The organism is Leisingera sp. G5_S3_59_S7 (assembly GCF_054968485.1).
Window position 1 is genome coordinate 19307 of sequence record NZ_JBQKUH010000056.1, and the last position, 8742, is coordinate 28048.

Here is an 8742-nt window from a genome sequence, read left to right on the forward strand (position 1 = left end):
CGATGCTGCTGGACCCGCCCGCCAAACCCCGGCGCAAGCCGAGCCTGACGCCGATGATCGACGTGGTGTTCCTGCTCTTGGTGTTCTTCATGCTGGCCTCGCGCTTTGGCATGGAGGCCGTGCTGGACCTGCCGCTGGCCGGTCAGGGCGGCACTTACACCGGCCCGCCGCGGCTGATCGGGATCGGGCCGAACAATCTGGACATCAACGGCGTTCCGGTGGCCGGCAGCAACCTGACGCAGGCGCTGGCGCCGCTGATGGAAACCCCGGCTGACCTGCTGGTGCTGCGCGGCCGCGAAAAGGCCAGCCTGCAGCGCATCACCGACGTGACCGCGCTGCTGCGGCAGGCGGGCTTCACCAATTTCGTGCTGGTGGAATGAGGAGACGCGCATGGACCTGACCGATCCCCCCCGCCGCCCGCGGGCTGAATCCATCGTGCCGATGATCAACGTGGTGTTTCTGCTGTTGATCTTCTTCCTGATGACCTCCCGCCTGGCCCAGCCCGAGCCCTTCGACGTCACCCCGCCCGAGGCCGCGCTGGACACCGAGGCCAAGGCAGACGCTGTGCTGTATATTGATGCGGATGGCCAAATGCACTTTGACGGAGCCGGGGGCGAGGCGGCGATTGCCCGGCTGGCCGCCGCCAGCACCGACAGCGCCGCGGTGCAGCTGCGGGCCGATGCCGGGCTGGAGGCCGCGGTGCTGGCGCGGATCCTGCGGCAGCTGGCAGCCGCCGGGCTCAGCCGGGCCGAACTGGCGGTGCGCCCGCAATGAAACGCGCCGCCGAACTCACCGTCTTTGCCGGGATCGCCGCGCTGATCCACGCCGCGCTGTTCGCCGCCGCGCCCCGCTCCGGCACACAGTCGAGCGGCGCGGGCGGCGATGCGCTGGTCTCTGTCCAGGCCGCGGATGCCACCATGGCCGAAATGGTCGAAGCCTGGCAGCGCCCGCCGCAGGCCGTGCCGCAACTGCAGCCAGACCTGACCCGGCCGCCTACTGTCTCCGCGGCGCCCGCGGTACCGCAGTTCGAGCTGGCCCAGGCGCCGCGCGCGGCCGCGCAGATTGCACTGGCCCGGCCCGCGCCTGCCGAAACGCTGGAGATAGACACCACGCCGCCCCCGCCGCCGCCTGAGCAAAAGCCTGAGCCGGAGGCAAAACCTGAGCCGCAGCCGCGCCCGAAGCCCAAGCGCACGCGCGAACCGCAGCAGGCGCGTAAGGCGGAGCAGACTTCAGCCAGCCGGGCCGGGCAGCGCGCCGCCGGGTCTGGCGGCGGCGCACAGGCCGGGCAGGCGGGCGGCTCTGCTGCTGCCACTGCCGAGGCCGGGCAGCGGGCCAGGCTGCAAGCGGTCTGGGGCGCAAAAATCCGCGCCCGCATCGAACGCCGCAAGCGTTACCCCTCTGGCGCCAGCGGCAGCGGCGTAGCGGTGGTGCGGATCACCGTGTCCCGCTCCGGTCAGCTTCTCGGGTACCGGATTGCCAAATCCTCCGGCAGCGCCGTGTTTGACCAGGCGGCGCTGCAGGCGGTAACGCGGGCCGGAAAATTCCCCTCCGCCCCCAAGAAACTCAGCCTCAGCCAGCTCACCTTCAATCTGCCGATGAGCTTTTCAAGATAAACCCGCCACAGTGTCTGACCCGGCAAAAAAGGCCCGCGCGCCGTGCGCGGGCCTTTTCCTTTTTGAACCGCTGCGGAAGGGCTCAGAACTTGGTGGAGAGCGTCAGCGCCACGTTGCGCCCGTCGCCAAAATAGCAGGCACCGCCCGCACAGGTGGTGACATAGCGTTCATCGCTCAGGTTGCGCACGTTCAGCGACACCAGCCAGTTGTCCTGGCCGTAAGACACCGCTGCGTCATACAGCGTGTAGGACGGAGTCAGGTAGGTGCTGGACCCACCCCAGGCCTCGCCGTTGTAGCGAACCCCGGCCCCGAATGTCCAACCCTGCAACTGGCCCTGCCGCGGCGCATAGTTCAGCCACAGTGACGCCGCGTTCTTGGGCACCTGGGCGATGTAATCGCCCTCGGCATCTTCGGTGTCGAGATAGGTATAGGCCGCATCAACCGTCAGATCGCCGAACCGGTGATAGGCTTCCAGCTCCAGCCCCTTGGCGGTGGCTTCGCCCGATTGCACCTGAAAGCCGGGATTGCCTGGATCGGCCACCGTCAGGTTCGACTTGGTCAGGTCGAACACCGCCGCCGTCAGCAGCGTATCGGTACCAAGCGGGTGGTATTTCACGCCGATTTCTACCTGCTCGCCGCGTGTCGGCTCAAACGGGGTCCCATTCACATCGGTGCCGATCGCATCCTGGCGGAAGCTTTCGGCATAGCTGATGTAGGGGGCCACGCCGTTGCCGAACCGGTACATAACCGCCGCGTTGGTGGTCCATTCGCTGTCCTTGGCGGCGATGCTCGTCGCGCCAAAGCTGCCGTTGCTCGCCCCGGTTTCGATGTCGCCGTAACGCAGGCCCAGATCAACGAACAGCCGCCCGTCGTAGGAAGCGCGATGCTGGACATAAGCGCCCGCCTCAGTGATCGAGGTGCCGGGCGTGTCTGCCACGGTGATCGAAGGATAGCCGGCATAGACCGGGTTGAACGGGTCGATGGGGCCAACCTGGGCGCCATAACCGGTATCGCTGTCATAATGCCCGCGGGTGTAGCTCACCCCGGCAAAGGTCCGCATATCAAAGCCGCCAAGCGCATATTCCGCGGTGGCATAGGCGTCGATTGCCCAGGTCTTCAGCCGGTTTTCCGCGCGGTAGAACGTGCGGTTGATGGTGCCGTCCGGATTGTACCGGCCGGTGCCGGTGTTGTCGAAAGCCCACCAGGCGTGCTGGTACAGGGCTTCGGCGTCCAGATAGCGCGCATTGGCGTTGAGGCTCCAGACCGTGTTGAACCGGTGCTTGAACATCGCGGTGATGGCGCGCTGCTCGGTGTCGAACCTGTCGAACCCCGGCTCACCGACAAAAACGCTGCTGGGGAGGAAATCGCCATTGCCGAACCCCGTCGCAGGCAGCAGCGTGCCATAAATCGAGGCGAACTGGATCAGCGGGCTGCCTTCGGTCTCCTGATAGTTGGCCAGCACCGTCAGCTCGGTATCCTCATTGGGCCGCCAGGTGATGGACGGCGCCAGCGCCAGCACGTCGTCCTGCGAATGATCAACCTGGGTCTCGGCATCCCGCAGCACCCCAACAAACCGGTAGCGCAGGGTGCCGCTCTCGTTCAGATCACCGCTGACATCTGCGGCCACCTGCTTGCGGTCATGCGATCCAACCTGCAGTTGAAGCAGGTTTTCGGCGTCCTGCGCCGCGGTTTTGGAGGTGGTGTTCACCACCCCGCCGACCGAGCCGCTGCCATACAGGCCGGAGGCCGGCCCTTTCAGCACTTCGATGCTGTTCAGCAGGAAGGGCTCAGGCTTGGTGTCATTGTAGAAGCCATAGCGGGCAGGCAGCCCGTCATGCAGCGTGCTGGCCCTGAAGCCGCGGACCAGATACCAGTCAGCGCGGTTGTCCAGCCCCCACTGGCCGCCGACGATGCCCGCGGAGTATTGCAGCGCCTGCTCCACGTTCTGGGCGCCGCGCGCAGCGATTTCCTGGGCGGTCACAACCGTCACCGATCGCGGCGTTTCCGCAATCGGGTCGCCGGTCTTGGCAATGGCGCCGGTCTCCAGCGAGATGCTCTCGCCAAAGAAGCCCTCGCCGCTGTGCTGGTTTACGTTGATTTGTTCAAGCTCGACAACTTCGGCCAGTGCCGGCATGGCTGCCAGCAGGGCACAAGCTGACGCAGCAGTACGTCGCAGAATCATGTCCCATCTCCGCTATGTGCGGTTGCAATTTCTGCCTGACGTATTGCTGGGTAAGTGCGGGCTAGTAAGGATCAGGCGCGTGGTCAAGCGCCAATCGCCGCCTGCCGGGCCAAAGGCCCGAAGGGTGCCGGGAACAGCCGTTCCTAAGGTTCAAAACTTGCAAAAATGCATCACCTTTTACGCCCAAAGGCGCCGTTGACTGGCCCCGGGGGTCACACCCCCAAATACCGGTCCGCCACCTCTGCCGGCAGCTCGCCGATGCTGCCGCCCCAGGCGTTGCTGCCCTTGTTGAGGATCACCGCGCGGTCGGCGATGGCCGACAGCTCCTTCAGCGATTTGTCGACCACCAGAATGGCCAGCCCCGCCTCGCGCTTGAGCCGCCCGATCGCGGCCCAGATCTCCTGCCGCACCACCGGCGCCAGGCCTTCGGTTGCCTCGTCCAGGATCAGCAGCCGCGGATTGGTCATCAGAGCGCGGCCGATGGTCAGCATCTGCTGCTCGCCGCCCGACAGCGATCCGGCGGTCTGGCTGCGCCGCTCCTCCAGCCGCGGGAACAGCTCTGCGACCTTCTTCATGTCCCAGGGCCCGGGCCGGGCGGCGGCAATCAGGTTCTCCTCCACTGTGAGCGGCGCAAAACAGCGCCGCCCCTCGGGCACCAGACCGACACCCAGCCGCGCGATCTTGTAAGACGGCAGCTGGCGCAGGTCATGGCCGTCGAACGTCAGCTCCCCCTTGGAGGTTCCCAGCATCCCGCAGATGGTTTTGATGGTGGTGGATTTGCCCATCCCGTTGCGGCCCATCAGCGCCACCACCTCGCCCTCGCCGATCTCCAGATCGACGCCGAACAAGGCCTGCGCCGGGCCGTAAGAGGCCTCGACGCCGTGTAAGGTCAGCAGGCTCATGCGGCGTCCTCCTCTCCCAGATAGGCGCGGCGCACCTCGGCGTTGGCGCGGATGTCGTCCGCGGTGCCGGTGGCAATGATCTGGCCGTAGACCAGCACGCTGATCCGGTCCGCCAGCGCAAAGACCGCGTCCATGTCATGCTCCACCAGCAGGATCGGCGCCTCCTGCCGCAAGCCATCCAGGAACCCGGTCAGCGCCTTGGACCCGGCCGCGCCCAGGCCCGCCATCGGCTCATCCATCAGGAACAGCCTGGGCTTCAGCGTCAGCGCCACCGCCACCTCCAGCTGGCGGCGCTGGCCGTGCGACAGGTCGGCGGTGCGGCGGTTTGCATCCTGTGTCAGCCCCACCCGTTCCAGCGCGTCGCGCGCCTGCGCCAGCAGCTCCGGATCCTTCATCACGTTGCGGAAGAAATGGAACGGCCGGCCCCGCCCCCCCAGCGCCCCCAGCACCGCGTTCTGCAGCACGGTGTATTCCATCGCAAGCGCCGAGATCTGGAACGTCCGCCCCAGCCCCATCCGCGCCCGCGCCACCGTGTCCAGCGCGGTGACGTCACGTCCCAGCAGCTCCACCCGCCCGCTGTCGGGCGTGATATTGCCCGCGATCTGCTTGATCAGCGTGGACTTACCCGCGCCGTTCGGCCCGATCAGCGCGTGGATTTCACCGGGCCGCAGGTCCAGCGACACATCTTTGCTTGCCTGCAACGCGCCAAAGCTCTTGCACAGGCCCTTGGTTTTCAGAACCGCATCAGCCATGCGCTTTCTCCCGTCCTGCCAGCGCCCCGATCAGCCCGCCGCGGGCAAACAGCACGATCAGCAGCAGCAGCACGCCCAGGAAGATCTGCCAGTAATCGCTGACGCCGCCCAAGAGATGCTCCAGCATGATGTACAGTGCCGCCCCCGCGACCGGCCCGTACAGCCGCCCGACCCCGCCGAGGATCACGAAGATCATGATCTCGCCACTGGTGTGCCAGCTGAGCATGGTGGGGCTGACAAAGCGGTTGAGATCGGCAAACAGCGCCCCCGCCAGCCCGGTGATAGCACCGGAAATCACAAAGGCCGTCAGCCGCAGGGTAAACGGCGTCAGGCCCACCGCCTGCACCCGGTCCTCGTTCTGCCGCGCCGCCGCCAGCGCCAGCCCGAAGGGCGAGCGCGCCAGCCGCGCCGCAAACACCAGCGCCAGACACAGGATCACATAGGCAATGGCAAAGAACTGGATCGGATCCAGGGTGTTGAGACCCGGGAATTCATTACGCACCCAGATCGACAGCCCGTCCTCGCCGCCATAGGCGCTCCAGCTGATCGCGAAGTAATACAGCATCTGGCCGAAGGCGAGGGTGATCATGATGAAGTAGACGCCCGAGGTGCGCAACGACAAGGCGCCAATCACCAGCGCCGCCAGCGCGCTGAACACAACCGCCACCAGCCAGATCAGCGGCATCTGGTTGCTGCCCTCAAACAGGAACGGCCAGTCGAACAGCGGCTCATAATTCTGGGCATGGGCGGCAAGGATGCCCATAGCATAACCCCCAATCCCGAAGAACGCCGCATGGCCCAGGCTGATCAGCCCGCCAAGGCCAAGGGCAATATTCAGTCCCACACCCGCCAGCGCCAGGATCGCGGCCTTGGTGGCCAAAGTGATGATAAAGGGCTCATCCAGCGACCACGCTGCCAGCGGCACGATCAGCAGCGCCGCAATCATCGCCCAATTGAGCAGGCTCTCGCGCGTCAGCATCATGCGCTCCCTCCATAAAGGCCAGAGGGGCGCACCAAGAGGATCGCCGCCATCAGGATATAGATCAGCATCGACGCCAGCGACGCCCCGGCAGAGGCCGCGCTGGCCGGGTCCAGAAACAAGCCGAACAGCTGCGGCAGGAAAACCCCGCCCAGCGTATCGGTCATCCCCACCAGCAGCGCACCCGCCAAGGCCCCCTTGATGGAGCCGATGCCGCCGATCACGATCACCACAAAGGCGAGGATCAGCACCGGCTCACCCATGCCGACCTGCACGGACTGGATCGCGCCCACCAGCGCCCCCGCCAGCCCGGCCAGCGCCGCGCCAAGGGCAAAGACCAGCGTGTAAAGCTTGGAAATATCGACGCCGAGCGCCGCGATCATCTCGCGGTCCGCTTCGCCTGCCCGGATCTGGATACCGATGCGGGTGCGGGCAATCAGCAGGAACAGCCCGGCGGCAATGCCCAATCCGATCAGGATGATGGTCAGACGGTACAGCGGATATTCAATCCCCCCCGGCAGGCTGACAGGCCCCGACAGATAGGCCGGCACATCCAGGAACAGCGGGAAGGAGCCGAACAGCCAGCGGGTGCCTTCGGAAAAGATCAGGATCAGCGCAAAGGTCGCCAGCACCTGATCCAAGTGGTCCCGCCGGTACAGGCGCCGGATTACCACCAGCTCCATCAGCGCACCCGCGGCGGCAGCCGCCGCCAGGCTCGCCGCCAGCGCCAGCACGAAGGATCCGGTCCAGCCCGCCACCGCGGCGGCGGCAAAGGCGCCCACCATATATAGCGAACCATGGGCGAGGTTGATCAGCCCCATCACCCCGAACACCAGCGTCAGCCCGGCTGCCATCAGGAACAGCATCACCCCGAGCTGGAGCCCATTCAGGATCTGCTCCAGAACAAGAATATAAGTCATTTTCGGATTTCCGCGGGGAAGCTTGACCGCTTGCGGAGACGCCGGACAGGGCGTCTCCGCTCAGAGGCTTAGCTTACATCTTGCACTCGCCGCCATAAGCGTCGGCGTGGTCTTTCAGGCCGGTGGCGATGATCTTGTTGGTAAAGACATCGCCTTCCTTGATCACTTCGCGGACGTAAATGTCCTGGATCGGGTGGTGGTTGTCGCCGAACTTGAAGCTGCCGCGCACGGAGTTGAACTCCGCCGCCTTCAGTGCCGCCCGGAACGCGTCCTGATCAGAAGCCTCTGCCTTGTCCAGCGCGCTCAGGATCAGGTTGGCGGTGTCAAAGCCCTGGCTCGCGTAAAGCGAGGGCAGGCGGCCGTATTTTTCCTGGAAGGAGGCGACAAATTCGGCGTTGGCCTCATTGTCGATGTCCTTGTTCCACTGCGAGGTGTTCTTGACCCCCAGCGCGGCATCGCCCACCGCTTGCAAAATACCCTGATCGAAGGAGAACGCCGGACCGACCACCGGCAGGTCCACGCCGCTGCCTGCATACTGCTTGAGGAAGGAAATCCCCATGCCGCCGGGCAGGAAGAAATAGACCGAGTCGGCGCCCGAAGCGCGGATCTGTGCAATTTCAGCGGCATAATCGGTCTGGCCCAGCTTGGTGTAGATCTCACCGGCCAGCTCGCCCTCGTACATCCGCTTGTAGCCGGTCAGCGCGTCCTTGCCCGCCGGGTAGTTCGGCGCCAGGATAAAGCTGTTCTTCAGCCCCGCCTCATTGGCATAGGCGCCCGCAGCCTCGTGCAGGTTGTCGTTCTGCCAGGCGACGTTGAAGTAATTCGGATGGCAGCGCTTGCCCGCCAGGGCCGAGGGGCCGGCGTTCGGCGACAGGTAGAACACGTTCTGCGCGGTCGCAGCAGGCACCACCGCCATTGCCAGGTTGGACCAGATGATGCCGGTCATGATGTCCACCTTCTCGGACTGGATCATCCGGTCGGCAATCTGCACCGCCACGTCGGGCTTGCGCTGATCGTCCTCGATCACCACCTCGACGCCCTCGCGGCCGTCCTGTTCGATCGCCAGCATAAATCCGTCGCGCACATCCACGCCCAGCCCCGCGCCGCCGCCGGACAGGGTGGTGATCATGCCGATCTTTGTCTCCGCCTGCGCGGCCGTTGCCAGCGCCGGAATTGCGGCCGCCATCGCCAGCATCCGAATGGTCTTCATATCGTTCAATCCTCCCAGAATGTGCCCCGGCCCAAAACCAGGGTTCTTGATCAAATGCTTACGACTTTACCGCGGCAGCCGCAGAAGCCAAGACCGCCATAAGCCCGCATCTCCCCGGCTGATCTTGCGCCAGCCCTGAAGGTGAGCCTACGCAGTCTTGGATTATTATTTCAAGCATAAAATA

Annotated in this window: 9 protein-coding genes; 3 read left to right on the forward strand and 6 right to left on the reverse strand. The window is 65.3% G+C overall.

Features of this window, described 5'->3' with window-relative positions; translation table 11 throughout:
• The first annotated feature begins 2 nt into the window (after positions 1-2).
• From ACTRWG_RS18805 to ACTRWG_RS18815, 3 genes are read left to right on the forward strand one after another with little or no spacing between them, the layout of a single operon-like run.
• On the forward strand, positions 3-380 hold the full coding sequence (locus ACTRWG_RS18805; RefSeq protein WP_027234009.1) for an ExbD/TolR family protein: 378 nt from the start codon (positions 3-5) through the stop codon (positions 378-380).
• 10 nt (positions 381-390) lie between these two features.
• On the forward strand, positions 391-774 hold the full coding sequence (locus ACTRWG_RS18810; RefSeq protein WP_027234008.1) for an ExbD/TolR family protein: 384 nt from the start codon (positions 391-393) through the stop codon (positions 772-774).
• Complete coding sequence (locus ACTRWG_RS18815; RefSeq protein WP_462829779.1) at positions 771-1613, forward strand: energy transducer TonB; 843 nt, start codon at positions 771-773, stop codon at positions 1611-1613. Before ACTRWG_RS18810 ends, ACTRWG_RS18815 begins: the two co-directional genes overlap by 4 nt.
• Positions 1614-1695: 82 nt before the next feature.
• On the opposite strand, the gene ACTRWG_RS18820 is transcribed toward ACTRWG_RS18815, so the two are convergent.
• From ACTRWG_RS18820 to ACTRWG_RS18845, 6 genes are all read right to left on the reverse strand, one after another.
• Positions 1696-3795 carry a TonB-dependent siderophore receptor gene (locus tag ACTRWG_RS18820; protein ID WP_027234007.1) on the reverse strand — a complete coding sequence of 700 codons (2100 nt, stop codon included), beginning with the start codon at positions 3793-3795 and terminating at the stop codon, positions 1696-1698.
• A 212-nt stretch (positions 3796-4007) separates the two neighbouring features.
• Positions 4008-4697, reverse strand: a complete 690-nt coding sequence (locus ACTRWG_RS18825) for an ABC transporter ATP-binding protein (RefSeq protein WP_027234006.1) — start codon at positions 4695-4697, stop codon at positions 4008-4010.
• On the reverse strand, positions 4694-5449 hold the full coding sequence (locus ACTRWG_RS18830; RefSeq protein WP_462829780.1) for an ABC transporter ATP-binding protein: 756 nt from the start codon (positions 5447-5449) through the stop codon (positions 4694-4696). The genes ACTRWG_RS18825 and ACTRWG_RS18830 overlap by 4 nt, the downstream gene beginning before the upstream one ends.
• Complete coding sequence (locus tag ACTRWG_RS18835) at positions 5442-6431, reverse strand: branched-chain amino acid ABC transporter permease (protein WP_375544415.1); 990 nt, start codon at positions 6429-6431, stop codon at positions 5442-5444. Before ACTRWG_RS18835 ends, ACTRWG_RS18830 begins: the two co-directional genes overlap by 8 nt.
• Entirely contained in the window at positions 6428-7348 is a 921-nt protein-coding gene (locus tag ACTRWG_RS18840) for a branched-chain amino acid ABC transporter permease (RefSeq protein ID WP_259969991.1), read from the reverse strand. The genes ACTRWG_RS18835 and ACTRWG_RS18840 overlap by 4 nt, the downstream gene beginning before the upstream one ends.
• Before the next feature lie 73 nt (positions 7349-7421).
• Positions 7422-8558, reverse strand: a complete 1137-nt coding sequence (locus tag ACTRWG_RS18845) for an ABC transporter substrate-binding protein (RefSeq protein WP_462829781.1) — start codon at positions 8556-8558, stop codon at positions 7422-7424.
• Between the last annotated feature and the right edge of the window lie 184 nt (positions 8559-8742).

Bases quoted from the DNA above. Each gene is read 5' to 3' on its own strand.
- ACTRWG_RS18815 (WP_462829779.1), top strand. From the start codon at position 771: ATGAAACGCGCCGCCGAACTCACCGTCTTTGCCGGGATCGCCGCGCTG.
- ACTRWG_RS18840 (WP_259969991.1), bottom strand. From the start codon at position 7,348: ATGACTTATATTCTTGTTCTGGAGCAGATCCTGAATGGGCTCCAGCTC.
- ACTRWG_RS18825 (WP_027234006.1), bottom strand. From the start codon at position 4,697: ATGAGCCTGCTGACCTTACACGGCGTCGAGGCCTCTTACGGCCCGGCG.
- ACTRWG_RS18805 (WP_027234009.1), top strand. From the start codon at position 3: ATGCTGCTGGACCCGCCCGCCAAACCCCGGCGCAAGCCGAGCCTGACG.
- ACTRWG_RS18820 (WP_027234007.1), bottom strand. From the start codon at position 3,795: ATGATTCTGCGACGTACTGCTGCGTCAGCTTGTGCCCTGCTGGCAGCC.
- ACTRWG_RS18830 (WP_462829780.1), bottom strand. From the start codon at position 5,449: ATGGCTGATGCGGTTCTGAAAACCAAGGGCCTGTGCAAGAGCTTTGGC.
- ACTRWG_RS18835 (WP_375544415.1), bottom strand. From the start codon at position 6,431: ATGATGCTGACGCGCGAGAGCCTGCTCAATTGGGCGATGATTGCGGCG.
- ACTRWG_RS18810 (WP_027234008.1), top strand. From the start codon at position 391: ATGGACCTGACCGATCCCCCCCGCCGCCCGCGGGCTGAATCCATCGTG.
- ACTRWG_RS18845 (WP_462829781.1), bottom strand. From the start codon at position 8,558: ATGAAGACCATTCGGATGCTGGCGATGGCGGCCGCAATTCCGGCGCTG.